General features: G+C 45.9%; 14 protein-coding genes and 1 riboswitch. Of the genes, 13 read left to right on the top strand and 1 reads right to left on the bottom strand.

Annotated features, from left to right (window positions below; translation table 11 throughout):
- Positions 1-6: 6 nt before the first annotated feature.
- The 4 genes from MNQ98_RS25295 (at position 7) to MNQ98_RS25280 (ending at position 5,147) form a co-directional block, all read left to right on the top strand.
- Positions 7-1,632 carry a putative polysaccharide biosynthesis protein gene (locus MNQ98_RS25295; RefSeq protein WP_241930697.1) on the top strand — a complete coding sequence of 542 codons (1,626 nt, stop codon included), beginning with the start codon at positions 7-9 and terminating at the stop codon, positions 1,630-1,632.
- A 263-nt stretch (positions 1,633-1,895) separates the two neighbouring features.
- The gene (locus tag MNQ98_RS25290; protein ID WP_241930696.1) at positions 1,896-2,603 is read left to right on the top strand and encodes a response regulator transcription factor; all 708 of its coding nucleotides are present in this window, start codon (positions 1,896-1,898) and stop codon (positions 2,601-2,603) included.
- Positions 2,600-4,060, top strand: coding sequence for a sensor histidine kinase (locus MNQ98_RS25285; RefSeq protein WP_241930695.1), 1,461 nt, complete (start codon positions 2,600-2,602; stop codon positions 4,058-4,060). The genes MNQ98_RS25290 and MNQ98_RS25285 overlap by 4 nt, the downstream gene beginning before the upstream one ends.
- Before the next feature lie 10 nt (positions 4,061-4,070).
- Entirely contained in the window at positions 4,071-5,147 is a 1,077-nt protein-coding gene (locus MNQ98_RS25280) for a LolA family protein (RefSeq protein ID WP_241930694.1), read from the top strand.
- A gap of 154 nt (positions 5,148-5,301) precedes the next feature.
- On the opposite strand, the gene MNQ98_RS25275 is transcribed toward MNQ98_RS25280, so the two are convergent.
- Entirely contained in the window at positions 5,302-6,660 is a 1,359-nt protein-coding gene (locus MNQ98_RS25275) for a DUF2515 family protein (protein ID WP_241930693.1), read from the bottom strand.
- Positions 6,661-6,781: 121 nt separating this feature from the next.
- Between MNQ98_RS25275 and MNQ98_RS25270 the strand changes: the two genes are divergently transcribed.
- The 9 genes from MNQ98_RS25270 (at position 6,782) to MNQ98_RS25230 (ending at position 15,875) form a co-directional block, all read left to right on the top strand.
- Positions 6,782-7,126, top strand: a complete 345-nt coding sequence (locus MNQ98_RS25270) for a thioredoxin family protein (protein WP_241930692.1) — start codon at positions 6,782-6,784, stop codon at positions 7,124-7,126.
- Positions 7,127-7,315: 189 nt separating this feature from the next.
- The gene (locus MNQ98_RS25265) at positions 7,316-8,284 is read left to right on the top strand and encodes a COX15/CtaA family protein (protein ID WP_241930691.1); all 969 of its coding nucleotides are present in this window, start codon (positions 7,316-7,318) and stop codon (positions 8,282-8,284) included.
- A gap of 78 nt (positions 8,285-8,362) precedes the next feature.
- On the top strand, positions 8,363-10,141 hold the full coding sequence (locus MNQ98_RS25260; protein ID WP_241930690.1) for a UbiD family decarboxylase: 1,779 nt from the start codon (positions 8,363-8,365) through the stop codon (positions 10,139-10,141).
- A 42-nt stretch (positions 10,142-10,183) separates the two neighbouring features.
- Positions 10,184-10,918, top strand: a complete 735-nt coding sequence (locus MNQ98_RS25255; RefSeq protein WP_241930689.1) for a Cthe_2314 family HEPN domain-containing protein — start codon at positions 10,184-10,186, stop codon at positions 10,916-10,918.
- Positions 10,919-11,016: 98 nt separating this feature from the next.
- Positions 11,017-11,162: riboswitch (SAM riboswitch) on the top strand.
- Between the two features lie 107 nt (positions 11,163-11,269).
- The gene (locus MNQ98_RS25250; protein ID WP_241930688.1) at positions 11,270-12,286 is read left to right on the top strand and encodes a methionine ABC transporter ATP-binding protein; all 1,017 of its coding nucleotides are present in this window, start codon (positions 11,270-11,272) and stop codon (positions 12,284-12,286) included.
- On the top strand, positions 12,286-12,954 hold the full coding sequence (locus MNQ98_RS25245; protein ID WP_241930687.1) for a methionine ABC transporter permease: 669 nt from the start codon (positions 12,286-12,288) through the stop codon (positions 12,952-12,954). The genes MNQ98_RS25250 and MNQ98_RS25245 overlap by 1 nt, the downstream gene beginning before the upstream one ends.
- Positions 12,955-13,032: 78 nt before the next feature.
- On the top strand, positions 13,033-13,848 hold the full coding sequence (locus MNQ98_RS25240; protein ID WP_241930686.1) for a MetQ/NlpA family ABC transporter substrate-binding protein: 816 nt from the start codon (positions 13,033-13,035) through the stop codon (positions 13,846-13,848).
- 163 nt (positions 13,849-14,011) lie between these two features.
- Positions 14,012-15,169: a type III polyketide synthase gene (locus MNQ98_RS25235; RefSeq protein ID WP_241930685.1), complete on the top strand. Its 1,158-nt coding sequence runs from the start codon at positions 14,012-14,014 to the stop codon at positions 15,167-15,169.
- The gene (locus MNQ98_RS25230) at positions 15,156-15,875 is read left to right on the top strand and encodes a methyltransferase domain-containing protein (protein WP_241930684.1); all 720 of its coding nucleotides are present in this window, start codon (positions 15,156-15,158) and stop codon (positions 15,873-15,875) included. The genes MNQ98_RS25235 and MNQ98_RS25230 overlap by 14 nt, the downstream gene beginning before the upstream one ends.
- Positions 15,876-15,912: the final 37 nt, after the last annotated feature.

The following is a 15,912-nucleotide window of genomic DNA, read 5'->3' as shown; positions in this document are numbered from 1 at the left end:
AAGGACTTGTCAAAGAAAGATACATTCATCAGAGGTACAATTATTCTGGCCGCAGCTGCATTAGTGGCCCGGGTATTGGGTCTGGCCCAGCGGATACCGCTGGAGCACATGCTCAATGATGTAGGAAACGCGTCCTTTACGATTGCAAACAATGTGTATTTAATGCTGCTGGCCTTGGCAACGGCTGGTATCCCGAGCACACTCAGTAAGATGGTATCCGAGCGCTATTCGCTGAACAGACCGGCCGAGGCCAAAAGGATTTATCAGGCAGCGCTATTCTTTTCGGCTGGTGCCGGGGTTGTAATGACGCTGATGCTCTATTTCGTTGCGCCGTATTACGCTACCTATGTGACGAAGGTGCCAGAATCTGCTGCTGCAATTCAGGCTCTGGCGCCAGCGCTGCTGCTCTTCCCGACTATTGCGATGATGCGAGGGTACTACCAGGGGCGGAACTATATGACGCCTGGCGGGATATCCCAGATCGTGGAACAGATCGCCAGGGTGGTTACCGGTATTGGTCTGGCTTATATTCTGCTCCGCCTCGGCTATGATGACACATGGATAGCGGCAGGAGCGTCCTTTGGTGGTGTGCTCGGAAGTATTGCTGCTTTTGGCGTCATGATCCTTTTTGCCATGAAGCTGCGCCGTCAGGATCGGAAACTGAATCTGCCAGGAGCGGATAGATCCATTCCTCTTGGGGGTATTTATAAAGCTATTTTTACCTTGTCCATTCCGATTGTGCTGTCATCACTTGCGGTTCCAGCGATTAACTTCATAGACGGTTCCATTGTCAAGCCATTGCTGACCGGAGAAATCGGTGCAGATGAGGCAACGGCGGCCCTAGCGGTATTAGGGACGAGAGCGCAAAGTATCGCGGGAATTCCACCAATCCTCGCGATCGCACTGAGTCAATCCTTGATACCGATTATCTCTGCTGCTTATGCCAGAAAAGATCAGGATCATCTGCAACGTCAAGTTACACTCGCCTTAAAGATATCGATTCTGACGGGAATGCCTATTGTCCTTGCTCTCGTTGCTGCATCTTACTCCGTAAATGGCCTACTTTTCAGTTCATTGGACGGTAGCGGGATTGTCGCCATGCTTACCTTCGGTACCATATTCCAAATCACGATGATGACTTCAGGCTCCATCCTGCTTGGAATCGGGAAAGCCAAGGTTTCTATGGTTCACGTGATGATTGGTATTGTTATTAAGCTGGGCGCAAGTGCCCTGCTCGCTCCGCTGTTCGGGATTTATGGAATCATCGGCGCGACGTCTCTATGTTTCCTCGTAATTACGATGCTTAACTTGCGTTCGATTAAAGCCATTGTCCCGTTCTCTATTCTGGGCTCTCGTTGGACAGGCTTTATCATTACAGCTCTGGCTGCTCTAGGTATAGGTTATGGAGTAAACCAGCTGGGGATCCAAATGGTCGATTTGATGCCTGCCCGGCTTGCTTTCTTTATCACATGTTTGCTGGTCGGAGCGGTCGTTGTGGTTATTTATCTGGTCTTGCTTATCGTCTTTGGTGTACTGCGGCAGTCAGAGCTCTCAAGCTATCCTCGTCTGCTGCAAAAGTTGTTCCGTCCTCTCATGCGCCTTCAGCCCTCAAGGCTTCGGGAACGTGGTTAGAAGGGGAATTACAGCAATAATAAACGGTTCTCCGATTGAGGAGAGCCGTTTTTTGTTAAGATACGCGAACAATAAACATATGTTCATTAAGGAGCTGCGTATATCGCGGCTTTTTTGTGCTATCTAACGACAGGGGTTAGTCTTGGAGAATTTACCCTTTACACTATCAGTACTTGTTGTCATCCTAATTATTAAGAGTTTATAAAGGTTCCGGAAGCTTTATATGTTCAGACTATAATAAATATTGAAAGAAGGATACAGCTATGAAACAGAGCGCAGCGGTACTGCTGGTGGAGGATGACCGGGAGATTGCAAGGATTGTGTGTGATCATTTGCGTAAGGAGGAATACCATGTAACCTGGTCATCAACAGGTAAGGAAGGCTGGGAGGATTTTAAGCTGGGGCAATATGATTTAGTGCTGGTTGATCTTATGCTTCCTGAAGTGGATGGGTTCACACTTTGTCGGAGCATTAGAAAAGAATCGGAAGTGCCAATGCTAATAATCAGTGCCAGGATTGAGGATGAAAGTAAGATCCGGGGGCTTGATCTCGGCGCAGATGATTATGTGACCAAACCTTTCAGCCTGGAGGAATTAAGTGCAAGGATCGGATCTCATTTAAGGCGGTACAGGCGGTATCAAAACCAGCAGGATACGGAGAAGGCGGTCAGCTATGCTCATGGCCTGAGCATTGATTTTTCCAGCAAAAGCGTCTATCTGAACAAAGAGCTTCTGTTGCTGACGGCGAAAGAGTGGGAATTGCTGTGCCTCTTGGCCAAAAACCCTTTCGAGATTTTTTCCAAATCGGCTCTGTATGAGCATGTTTGGCAGCAGGAGGATGTGAATGGGAATAATACGGTCACAGTCCATATTAAAAGTTTAAGAGCAAAGTTAAAGGATGATACCCGCTCATCTTCCTTTATTCAGACTGTCTGGGGCGTCGGCTACCGCTTTATTGGAGAGGTACTATGAAAATCAGAAATTGGCTGATGATTAGCTATATTATTGTTATGCTGCTGCCGATTATGGCTCTGTACCTTTTTTATATCACTGTGAGCAGCTATGACCAAAAGCGAGACATGCTCGAATATATGGAGTTTACTAAGTCACTATCTGAACTTGAGCCTGTTTTGGAAAATCCGGTTTATTACAAAATACAGCCGCAGAAGAAGTATAGGAAAGTGGACAGTCTGGCTGATGAGTCGATGAGAATTACACTGTATCGTTATGATGGCATCCTGCTCTACTCTTCCTCGCAAGAGCCGTTTGTAGGCCGGCTTACTAAGCTGGATAAGAATCAGCTATACAAAAATGTGAATCAGTTCCAGAAAAATCTGCGCACATATTCTGTAAAAAAGCCTGTGACTGGCAGTGAAGGTGAATTAGTCGGGTTTTATGAGGTGACCATCAGCAGGGATGAATGGCTAAGGGGTGTGCAGGACCGCACGATTTTAATTTTTGGCGGACTGTTCATCTTTATGATCATTGTTTTCTTAACAGTTGTATATTTGCTGAACCGGAAGCTGAATCAGCCCTTGCAGTCGCTGCAACGACAAATGACCGCTTTTGCGGACGGCAGGAAAGTCTTATCCTCAAATCCTCCCTCCAACGATGAAATTGGAGAGCTGCAGACTCATTTTTATAGAATGAAAGAACAGATCGAAAAGTCGCAGCAGGAAGTTGTTCAACAGCAAAAAGAAAAAGAGTACATTCTTGCAGCTCTATCGCATGATCTTAAGACGCCCTTGACTGTCATCCAGGCTTATTCGGAAGCATTACAAAGCAACCGGCAGCTGTCTGAAAAAGAAAAGAAAGAATATCAGACTATTTTATTTGAAAAATTGGCATATATGAAGCAATTGATTGATGATTTGACGCTTTATGCCACTTTGCAGGCCTCACACCATCAAACAGAGCTGGTTGAAGTGGAGGGAGAGGAATTCTTTGATATGCTTCTTTCCGGCTACGAGGAACCATGTTCGAAGAAAGGGATAAAGCTGCGTATCGACCAAAGAATCTCCGGTACTTATAGAGTAAATGTTAAGCAGATGGTTCGGCTTGCTGATAATTTGGTGGCCAATGCCATTCGCCATACAGATTCAGGAAAAGAGATTCTGCTTGCTGCACTTTCGTCAGATGAGCATTTATCACAGGAAGTTTTCCCAGCATTTAAAGAGGAACTGGATGAATGGCGAAAAGGCGGAACCATAATTTTGATTCAAAATGAAGGAAACAACATACCGGAGCCTATGCAGGAAAAAATATTTCTCCCTTTTGTCCAGGTAGACGGATCGAGAGGGCAAGGCGGAAGCTCGGGGCTAGGGCTGAGCATAGCCAAAATGCTGATCGAGAGACATGAAGGAAAAATAAAATTGTGGTCCAGCGCTGGATACGGAACCTTGGCGGCATGCTGGATAAAAGAAAGGTAGGAGAAGAGAATTGAAGATAAGAAATCTGTTAATCGTACCTGTTGCAGCTATCTTTATGTTATCAGGATGCACCGGGAATATCACCGCTTCTTCGGAGGATATTATGTCTTATGTACTGGAGACGGATAATAAGCTGGAAATGTATATGGGCGAGGGAGAACTCAAGATTTTTACGAATGATGAGTTGACTGAGGATGTGTCCTTCAAGGAATATGCCGGAAGTGATGGAAAAAGAAAGTTTGTTTCAGTTGACAAATTGCGTGATAAGAAGTCGTACACACTAAATGATGGTAAACAGGTGCTGATGTATGAAGAAGGAAGTAACCAGGCTCAATCGATTGACCTTGCAGGTATAGATTTGCCAAGCAACCTGACGCAAAAAGAGCAGCTGACCAGGATGCTCGAAAGCCTACAAGACCAATATACGTATGAAGTGATAGGAGAGGAAAAATTACTTGATAAGAATACTTATCATTTAAAGGTAAAAGCCAAGTCGAAGAATTCTCTTTTAGGAGACATGGAGTTTTGGGTTGATCAAAAAACATGGTTTCTGGTTAAATCAAATTCTATCTCAGGCGATATCCGTTCTGAAGTGACTTACACATCACTGGATGATTCACCAAGTTTTGATAGTAATACCTTTACGCTTGACCTGCCTGAAGATGTAGAAATCAAGGCATTGAATACGGAATACCCAACCCATTCAGGAACGCTGGCGGAGGCTGTTGAAGCACTGGGCCATCCTTTCCTTGTATTCCAGGATTCCGAAGAGAAGATGGATAAAGTGGAATGGAACATCTATGAAGGCGAGCTGAACAGAACAGAAGTAACTGTTTATTATACCGAGCAGGATATCCCTTCATCGACACTGGGCATTTTTGAAATCCCTAAAGGAGAGGAAGCTAAGATTAAAGGAAATGTAACGGTACGAGGCATGCAGGGTGAATATATGGAAGACTTACGCGTACTCACCTGGGACGAAGGAAAACTACGCTATTCCATTATGATTGACCATCCGGATATCACCAAGGAAGAAATAATCAAAAAAGTAGATAAAATGGTGCTGAGCAGCGGAAGAGAAAGCTAAAGAAGAAGAAGAGAGAACTGCATCAGTGGGGTGTACACGTAGCGCCTTACAACAGGCAAAGAGAGGTGTCCCAGGTCAATGGACCTTTTGGTACACCCCCTTTCTTGAAGTAGTCTTGTTATGTTTTTTTATATCACTCCTTTGATTGAATATGTTATGGATTCAAGTGCCCGCTCAAATCATGAGTAAATGCCGTTCTCTCCAACGCAGTGCGGTGGGCATGGGTCATATCAACCAGAAAAGGGCGAATAGGCTTGCTTAGATGACGCAACATGGTAGGTTCCTGAAACCAATCAAAGCGGGGAATAGGCTCGTACTCCGTATCATGCCACACATCTTCAAGGAGCGGGCTGTATAGCTGATGGCCGTTTGTCAGCCACTCTGATTGAAGGAGCTCTTTACTTTCTACAAGTGAGTTCATAGTTTTATTGCGCTGTGTTGTGAATAGGGCTGGCCAGTATTCCGAGCGTGAGCCCAAATGCGGTGAGCAGTGGACATATTTGAATACGCCGCGGTAAATATCCTCATATCCAAACAGCATGGCATACAGCGATTTTCCAGCTTTGATCCGAGTTGATGGATCGTCAAAATGCTTTATGGTCAATCCGACTAAAGGCCGAAGAGGCAGGATGGATTGTTTAAATAAATCATGTCTGCAGCGGGTATCGCCTAATGGAAAAATGATTTGATTCAACCGCGCAAGCTCGTGCAATCGAAAAGATGGGGCGTCTAGTACATTTTTGCGGAAATATGGATGACGGACGACGCGTCCTTCTATATAATTTTGCTCATTGATGATCAAGGCGACTGTCAGCAGGCTGCTGTTCCGATCGATCCAAAACCGCTCCCAAAATGGAGTCATGAATGCCGAAACGTGAAAATAAGGGAGAAGATGAAAGTAGCTTTGTTCCTTCTGTTTACTGAATTTATAGAGTAAAAGTTGCGGATAGGCGTCTTGGAATATCAAGGCATTACAACGTTCAAGAAACCGATACAGATGGTTCTTGAATCGGTTGTCGGTCAAATCGGACATGAGACCGCTCTGCAGGTCGGACATATTCCATCCGGCATTTCTGGAAACCATGTGGGCAAGTAGAGCCCAATGTACCTCTGGATAGTCCTCGTAAAATTCGAGATAGGCCCGGGTACGTGTAATATTGCTCTTATTGGCTTCGGTAACAGCTTCATGAATACGCTGGATGAGAAGATGGTCTAGTGCTGGAAGCTGACCCAGGTTATTTTCGGCGGTTGAATCCCTGAGCAAGGGATCGAACCTCATCGTTTGACCAGCGCGTTCTCGCTGGCAGCCTTCGGCAGTTTTATCTAGCAAACATGTAATACTTCTGGCGGCGCCTTCATTCCAGGCTAGGTCCTTAGGGTAACGCCGAAGTTCACTGGACGCAATCCAAGCGGCGGTTAAACCACCAAATGCTTCAGCAGCAGCACGAGGGACGGAAAACAGCAGTGACCAGATGGACTGGCGACCGGTCTTGAAACCTTTGGAATGGCTCATAAGGTACCTTCTTTCCTAAATGTCATTGAACTTATTGTCAGTATGGCTTTAAAATTTGACTTCCACTCAACATTTTGCTTCACTTAGGGAGAACCAATTCAGACGGAAAGGGGAGATCCCTATGGAAAAGATTACTTCAGAAGCTGAATTTCAGGTATCGATTCAGTCTCCTAGATTGACGATTGCTGTATTTAAGGCAGACTGGTGCGTCGATTGTAAATTTATTGATCCATTTATGCCGGAAGTGGAGAGTAAATATTCCGACCGGCTAACACTGCTGGAAGTTGACGTTGAAGCCGTTGGTGACGTAAGCCAGCAGCAAAACATTATGGGCATCCCGAGCTTCGTAGCCTACACAGATGGTCGTGAGCTGGTCCGGTTTGTAAATAAGCTGCGCAAGTCACGGGAAGAAATTGAAACTTTCCTAGATCGCGCTTTAGAGGTATACGGAACAATCCACAAGTAATTACATCACACCGCCGACCCGTTTATACGGGCGACGGTGTTTTGTTTTTGAACATTTTGTAACAAACAGTCTATGATCGAAGCTAGTGTATCAGTTATAATATATGTTGGACTTGCATTTAGTGGTTATGAGAGACAGTAAGAAATGTTGGATTTATCATTATTATGAATACGGTAGCAGGTGGAAATCGTGAATAATAAACAATTAAAATGGCTCAGTTACTTGACGTGTCTAGTCATGTTTCTCGCAACCTTTGGCGGTATGGTTGTGACTAAAACCGACTCGGGCATGGGGTGCGGACAGGAGTGGCCTTTGTGTAACGGCAAATTTGTTCCCGCTTACACATTGTCATCCATGATAGAGTACTCCCACCGTGCTGTCAGCGGAATGGCCGGCTTGTCGGCTCTTGCTTCTTTGATTGCGTTCTGGAAGTTTAAGCGCGAGCGCCGTGACCTCGTTACATATGCGGTCCTGACCTCCATATTTGTCATTCTTCAAGCTATTATGGGTGCAATGGCTGTTATGAAGCCGCAATCCGCAGCTGTAATGGCGCTGCATTTCGGATTCTCCCTTATTGCGTTCGCAAGCTCAGTCATGCTTGCACTAGGCATGCGCAGAATCGAGCAGACCAAAGAGTCTGGTAGGCTCGAACAGCTGCCTCGGGTGAGCAAGTCATTCCGTAATTTGGTCTGGGCTACAACGATATATTCCTATATCGTCGTGTACATCGGTGCGTTTGTCAGTCACACCGATTCGAGGGAAGGGTGTTCGGGGTGGCCGCTGTGCAACGGCGAGATTATACCGGAGCTGTCCGGTGGAGTAGGTATTGCATTTATGCATAGAGTTGCAGCTGCACTTCTGCTTATCGTGGTCGCGATCATGGGGCATTTTGCATTTTGGCGCAACCGCGATAACCGTGAAATTCAAATGCTTGGAGTCGCCGCAGTGACGCTCTGTTTACTGCAAGTTCTGAGCGGTCCACTGCTGATGGCAACGATGCATAATGAAGAACTGTATATTTTTGCAGCTTTGGGGCATACGTTGCTCATTTCTGTATTATTTGGAGTTTTATGTTATTTAAGTGTAAGGGCATGGCAGTTAAGCAAGCTTGAAGCACCACTTAGTGAAGAGTCAATCCCTTTCAACAATAGAGTATAAATCGTTGATTTATCATAATCATTTCTACAAAGTCCACGGGCAAGCTGTTCGGGGATTTTGTTGTATAGGGGGGAAGCTGTGACTTATCAAAATGTACGCCAATGGCTAGAAACGCTAGGAAAAGAAAAAGATCTGGCTGTAATTGAAGCACCAGTCGATCCATATCTGGAGCTGGCAGAAATTCATCGCCGCGTTATTGAAGAAGGCGGCCCAGCTCTTCTGTTTACCAATGTAAAGGGGACACCGTATCCTGTGGCTACCAACCTGTTTGGTACATCGAGACGGGTTGATCTGGCGTTCGGCCCACGGCCTGAACAACTGATAAAATCGCTTATCGGCGCTACTGAAACGCTACTTCCTCCTACAATGGCCGCGTTGTGGAATGAACGGGGGCTTATTAAGGACATTTTAAAGGTAGGAATGAAAACGGTGCCTGAGCAGGAAGCGCCTGTTCTGGCGGTTAAGGTTACCGAAAATCCGTTGAAGGATCTGCCGAAGGTAACCAGCTGGCAAGAGGATGGCGGGCCTTTCATCACCTTGCCGCTGGTGTATACGGAAAGCCCTTCGAATCCAAAAGATCATAATCTGGGCATGTACCGGATTCAGCTTTATGATGACCAGACGACAGGAGTCCATTGGCAGATTCATAAAGGCGGCGGTTTCCATTACTATGAAGCTGAACAGCAGAACCAGCCTCTGCCGGTTTCTGTCTTTATTGGTGGCCCTCCAGCGCTAATTGCTTCAGCGATTGCTCCTGTTCCAGAGCATTTACCTGAACTGTTACTGGCATCGTTGATTCTTGGGGGAAAGCTTCCAATGACGGATAATCCGCTTGGAGGCCACCGGATTCCGGCTGAGGTGGAATTTGCGATTCAAGGACTTGTTCCGCCTTATGAACGTAGGCTCGAGGGGCCTTTTGGCGATCATTACGGTTACTACTCGTTAGCACATGATTTCCCAGTATTTCATGTTAAGCATATGTGGCGCCGAAAGGACGCCATCTTCCCGGCTACCATCTTAGGAAAACCGCGACAGGAGGATTATTATCTCGGTAATTTCCTGCAGCAGCTGCTCTCGCCGGCTTTCCCGATGGTCATGCCTTCAGTACGTTCGTTATGGACATATGCAGAAACAGGCTTTAACGCCCTTACGGCTGCTGTTGTCCGTGAAAGCTATTCGCGGGAGGCGTTGGTATCGGCTTTTCGAATTTTGGGCGAAGGACAGCTTTCTTTAACCAAGTTTCTCATGCTGACGAACCGTCCGCTTGATCTTTCTGATTTTACCGAAACACTTGAAGCCGTATTGGAACGATTTAATCCGACCACAGATTTGTTCATATTTAATAAAACATCTCATGATACGCTGGATTATACTGGTGAGAAGCTGAACCACGGCAGCAAGGCTGTTATGATGGGCATTGGCCAGCCGATTCGTGAGCTTCCACGCACTTATGTAGATGGGGATATTCCGGGGATCGATCAGGTCATTCCCTATTGCGGGGGTTGTCTTGTCGTCTCGGGCTCATCATACGAAAGGGAGCCTGGTCTTGCTGAACGGGTGATGCACCATATGGACAGTCGGAACACAGCTTGGCCGATGATTGTATTGGTGGACGATGCTGCTGAGGTGTCTGCTACGCAGACTTCCTTCTTGTGGTCCGTATTTACCCGCTTCAACCCGGCTACCGACATTTTTGCGACTGCAGAGGTTCGCGATCATCACCTGTCCTACAAGCTCCCGCTCGTCATTGATGCACGTATGAAGCCAGGCTATCCGGATGAGTTGATCCCGCGGAAAGATATTGTAGAAACCGTGGACAAGCGATGGAATCAATATTTCGGAAAAACCTCGGTGTAGAAATATCAAAGTTCCAGAACTTGACTCTTAGGGGGTAAAGCCATGCTTCGAATTTTGCTCGGGGAACCGCCTCGAAAAAATGAGGGTCTGCTTAAAGACGCCATTGAAACGATGTTGAAGACAACCCAGCTTTTGCAAAGAGAGATTGAGAAAAATCAGGATCCAACGCATGACTTTCGCAAGCTTGAGATATGGATCCGTGGCTTGATTGGATCATTGGATGAGCTGGAGCAGAGCTGGTTCGCGGCATGTCATTTCCGTAAATCGGTAAAGGCCGGGTACGTTGATGACATGTCGATCCAGGAACAAGGGGAATATGCTCGTTACGTGTATTTTTATAAGGACGGATTTATCCGGGTGTTCTCCATTCTTGATAAACTCGGGACAGTGCTGAATGATTTGTATGATCTTCATACGTCCAAGGTTAAGGCTCATTTTTCATATTTCACAGTGCTTCGCCAGTTTAGGTATTTAAAATATCACGATGAATTGGTGGACAAGCTGGAAGGTATTAAGAACCACTATAAGTCATCCCTAAGTGTTCTTCGTAAACGACGCAATGCGGAAATTCATTACATGAACTCTGAGATGCAGGATGATCTGTGGCAGCGGCACCAAGGACTTAACGATAGGGTGGAGCTGGAAGATATGGATAAGCATCTAGACGATTTGAATCAAGGACTTGATATGGTATGCAAAACGCTGGCCGCCTCATTTCATTACACAAACGATCTTTGGGCAGAAAAAGGCGTTAGCTCTAAGCGTATGAACCTATAAATTCCTTTTGACAAACGTGTGAAAAGAAACTATACTAACAATTGCATTCCTTGATCTGTTTTTTTAAGTAAATCAAATTATAATTTCATATCGATGTTTTCTTATCGAGAGAGGCGGAGGGACAGGCCCGATGAAGCCCAGCAACCGATTCCAGTGCACAGCCAACCTGGCTGAAGCGCAAGGAATGTCATGGTGCTAATTCCTTCAAAACTGCGGACAATATGGCAGTTTTGACAGATGAGAAAAGGCATTCGTCTTTACGTAAAGAGAGCCCTTTTTGATTCTACAAAGAGAGGGCTCTTTTATTTTTCGATAAAAGATGTGAAAAATTAAGAATAGGAGGAACTGGGATTGATCGAACTTAAGCGATTGACGAAGCAGTACGGAAAAGCCGGAACGTTGACCACAGCCTTGTCCGAATTGAATCTGTCGATTGAAAAAGGTGAAATATTCGGAGTGATCGGACATTCTGGTGCCGGCAAGAGCACGCTGATACGTTGTATTAACTTGCTGGAACGGCCAACCTCCGGTGAGGTATGGGTTAACGGGGTTAACCTGACGGGTCTTGGCAATAAGCAGCTACAAGGAGAGCGCCGCAAGATAGGAATGATATTTCAGCATTTTAATCTTCTCTCTTCAGCAACTGTATTTGATAATATTGCGTTTCCGCTGCGTTTAATCAAGACACCCAAGTCAGAGATTGAACGGAAAGTGAGTGAACTGCTGGCTCTGGTCGGGCTGGAAGCTCACCGGAACAAATTCCCTTCGCAGTTATCCGGGGGACAGAAACAGAGAGTCGGTATTGCAAGGGCGCTGGCTAGCGATCCGGAAGTGCTGCTCTGTGACGAAGCGACCTCTGCGTTGGATCCGCAGACTACCGATTCCATTCTCAGATTGCTGTTGGATATTAACCAGCACTTTAACTTAACGATCGTTCTTATTACTCACGAGATGCACGTTATCCAGAGTATTTGTGACCGGGTTGCGGTGATTCACCAAGGTGGCATTGTAGAGCAGGGGCCTGTGACGGAAGTGTTCCTGAAACCTAAACATGAAGTGACAAGGGAGTTTATTCGAAATGAAACGGATAGCGGAGAAGCATTGAGGCTCGCTATTCATGCTCCTCATACCGAGTCATCTCGTGCAGCAAAAATCACTTTTTTGGGTTCGAAAACATACGAATCCACTCTTTCTCAAACGGTGCGCGAAACTGGGGTAGCTTTTGCGATTTTGCAAGGTACCATTTCTACGATCAAGCATACGCCATATGGCCAGTTGATCGTCCGATTTGAAGGGGATATGCCGGCTATTGATCTGACCATTCAGAAGTTGCAGGAACAAGGGCTTGACGTGGAGGTGATGGACTGATGTTCGGACTTGATTTTTCCGAGGTGAACTGGGAAGAGATCATCACGGCAACACTGGATACACTCCGAATGCTGGCTTCATCGGCTTTGTTTACGATTCTAATCGGCCTGCCGCTCGGTGTGCTGTTATATATGGCGGCACGTTCTTCATCAGGATGGGTGCGCTTCGGATATTCCATCCTATCATTTATCGTCAATGTTCTTCGTTCCGTACCATTTATTATATTGATTGTCGCAATGATTCCGATTACGAAATCAATTGTAGGTGTATCCTATGGGGTTCTCGGAACGATTCCACCGCTCGTTATTGGAGCGGCTCCATTCTTCGCACGACTCGTGGAAACCTCACTGAATGAAGTAGATAAAGGTGTGATTGAAGCGGCACATGCAATGGGCTCATCTACACGTCAGGTTATCTGGCGGGTGTTGCTGCCCGAGGCGCGTCCGGGCCTGCTTGCGGCGATGACGATTACGATCGTTACGCTCGTTTCCTACACGGCGATGTCAGGACAGGTAGGCGGCGGCGGTCTAGGTGACCTGGCCATTAAATATGGTTACCACCGGTATGAAACCGAAGTTATGATTGTGGCTGTCGTCTTGATGGTGTTGCTCGTACAGTTGTTACAGATGGCAGGGGATCGTCTGGTGCGGCATTTTACAAGGAAATAACGAAATAACCTAATGATATGGCTGATAGTAAGACAAGATATAAATAATTTATAATTCATGATTTGGAGGGAGAATAAGATGAAGAAAAAGTTGTTATTGGGATTTCTCAGTCTGTCACTGGTAGTGGTATTAGGAGCTTGTGGGGATAAGTCCGCAGAAAATGGCGGTAAGGAAGGTCTGACGATTAAAGTTGGTGCCTCACCTGAGCCGCATTCCAAAATATTGGAGCACATTAAGCCGGCACTTGAGAAGGAAGGCGTCAAGCTTGAAATTGTGGAGTTTACGGATTATGTGCTTCCGAACCAGCAGGTAGATCAGAAGCAACTTGATGCTAACTTCTTCCAGCATAAGCCTTACCTGGACAGTGAAGTGAAAAAACGTGGTATGGATCTTGAATCCGTAGTAAATGTTCATGTTGAGCCTTTGGGTGCTTACTCCAAAAAGATCAAGTCAGTAGATGAGCTGAGGGATGGCGCTGTGGTTGCGATTCCGAACGATCCTTCCAATGGCGGACGTGCACTTACGCTGTTGGCCAAAAATGGTCTGATCAAGCTGCAGGATGAGAATAAGCTGGAATCCACAGCGAAAGACATCACAGAAAATCCTAAAAATCTGCAGATCCAAGAAGTAGAAGCGGCTATGCTGCCACGTATGCTGGACGAGATGGACATGGCGATCATTAACACGAACTATGCTCTCGAAGCAGATCTTGATCCTACGAAGGATGCTCTCTTCATCGAAGAGAAGGATAATCCTTATGCGAACATTCTTGTAGCGCGCTCGGACAATAAAGACTCCGAAGCGATTCAGAAATTAGCTAAAGCACTGACCTCGGACGATGTGAAGGAATTTATTGAAAAAGAATATAAAGGTGCAGCTATTCCTGCCTTTTAAGGAAGGAAAGGATATGCCCCTCTAAAAAGAAAAAGCAGGCCATCCATCTTTGGGTAGCCTGCTTTTATTTTATGATTTTTTTGAACTGGAATAACGGAATAATAACAGAGTGCATGAGACATAACATATGGTGTATCACACTTTTCCAACAGGAGGTACTAAAATGAACCCTGTCTCTAATAATTCCCAGGTTTCTATTTTGGGCATCGGAACGGCTCTGCCGATCCATTCGATTTCACAATCCGTTATAGCCGAGCTTTTGGCTACTTCTTTGCATGACCAACCGGACTTGGCCCGATTTGCCAGAAGGATTTTCAGATCCTGCGGAGTGGAAACTCGTTATACATGTGAACCGAACTATTTAGGTACATCCGAAGAATGCCGATACTTACCTGTTGGTGATCGGTCCAACATTCCTACAACAGAAGAACGAATGAATACATATAGAAGAGAAGCATTGCCTTTAGCAACAGCGGCTGCAGAAAAAGCAATAAAGGATGCCAATATCCAACCTGGAAATATTACTCATCTCATCTCGGTTAGCTGTACCGGCCAATATGTGCCAGGTCTTGATGTTATGCTGATAAGACATTTAGGGCTGTCTTCCCGTGTGAATCGTCTTCCGTTGATCTTTCAGGGCTGTGCAGCAGGATTAAAAGCCATTCAAATGGCCAGGGATATCGTACAAAGTGCGCCAGGCTCACAAGTTCTTGTCGTATGCGTTGAGCTGTGTACCTTACATTTTCAGCCTGTGAAGGAGAGAGAAGCATTATTCGCGGCTTCATTTTTTGGAGATGGGGCTTCGTCGTGTGTTATTGGCCATGCCGAGCAGCATCATACTCATTACTTGCAGCTTGGAACAGGATACTCGGTTCTATTGCCTGATTCTACGGAAGATATGACCTGGGAAGTTGGTAATGCCGGGTTTGATCTTTATCTCTCCCCGCGTATACCCAAACTGTTAGGTACACATCTTGTACCGGAATTGGAATTATTACTTGCGGGGGACAATCTGCCAGATCTATGGGCCATTCATCCTGGAGGTCGTGGAATTGTCGATTCTGTACAAAATGTACTGAACTTGCGCGATGAGCAGACCAAATTCAGCAGGGAAATTCTCAGAAATGCAGGGAATTTATCCTCTGTAACGATTATGTTTGTTCTCGACGCCATGCGCAGCGAGCTCCAATCCGTGGATAGCACGGCCAAAGAAGGAGTCGCGATGGCCTTTGGACCAGGGCTGACGGCAGAACTTATGCGATTCAGGTATGTCCCATCTTATGTCTCTTTACTCACAGAGCATGACCATGCCTATCTTTAGAAATTTAACGAAACGGGCACAGGAAGACGAATTGATGGATGATTTTTCGACCGGAGGCGAAGAACTGATTGAGGCGCTTAAACATTTAAGACGTCTGAACAAAATATTTGCTGCACCTGGGCCAACGAGGTACGGGATCGAGAAATTGTGGAATGACATAGGAAGACCTGAGTCTCTGACCATCCTTGACGTGGGTGCTGGTTCGGGAGACGTCAATCGCAAGCTGCTTCAATGGGCGGACGATAAAGGAATACATCTCAATATCACGCTGGTGGATCTGACAGAAGAAGCGTGCGAGGAAGCCAGGTCTCTTTTTCAAAATGAACCGCGTATACAGGTTAAACAGGCAGATATCCGGCAAATACCGGAGGCATTTGCCGATATTGTAACCGGTTCGCAATTTGTTCATCATTTTGATGGCGAAGAATTGATTGATATCGTATCTCATATGCTGAAAGCTTCCAGATACGGTGTTGTAATTAATGATATTCACCGCCATGCGGTCTCATATACAGCCGTATGGATTACTACGCGCATTATATCTCGTAATCGTTATATCCGGCATGATGGTCCATTGTCTGTTGCCAAAGGATTTACCGGGGCGGACTGGAAGGACCTGAAGAGAAAATTGAATCATGATTCGATGACCTATGCCTGGAAACCTCTGTTTCGTTATGCCGTCGTGATACCTCATAAGCGAACTTGAAACGAATGGACAAGTGTGTGGTCAAGATTCGACGTCG

Source organism: Paenibacillus sp. N3/727, from assembly GCF_022637315.1.
Lineage (GTDB): Bacteria > Bacillota > Bacilli > Paenibacillales > Paenibacillaceae > Paenibacillus_AQ > Paenibacillus_AQ uliginis.
The sequence above is the reverse complement of the archived record's forward strand: the minus strand, read 5'-3'. Positions and strand labels throughout refer to the sequence as shown.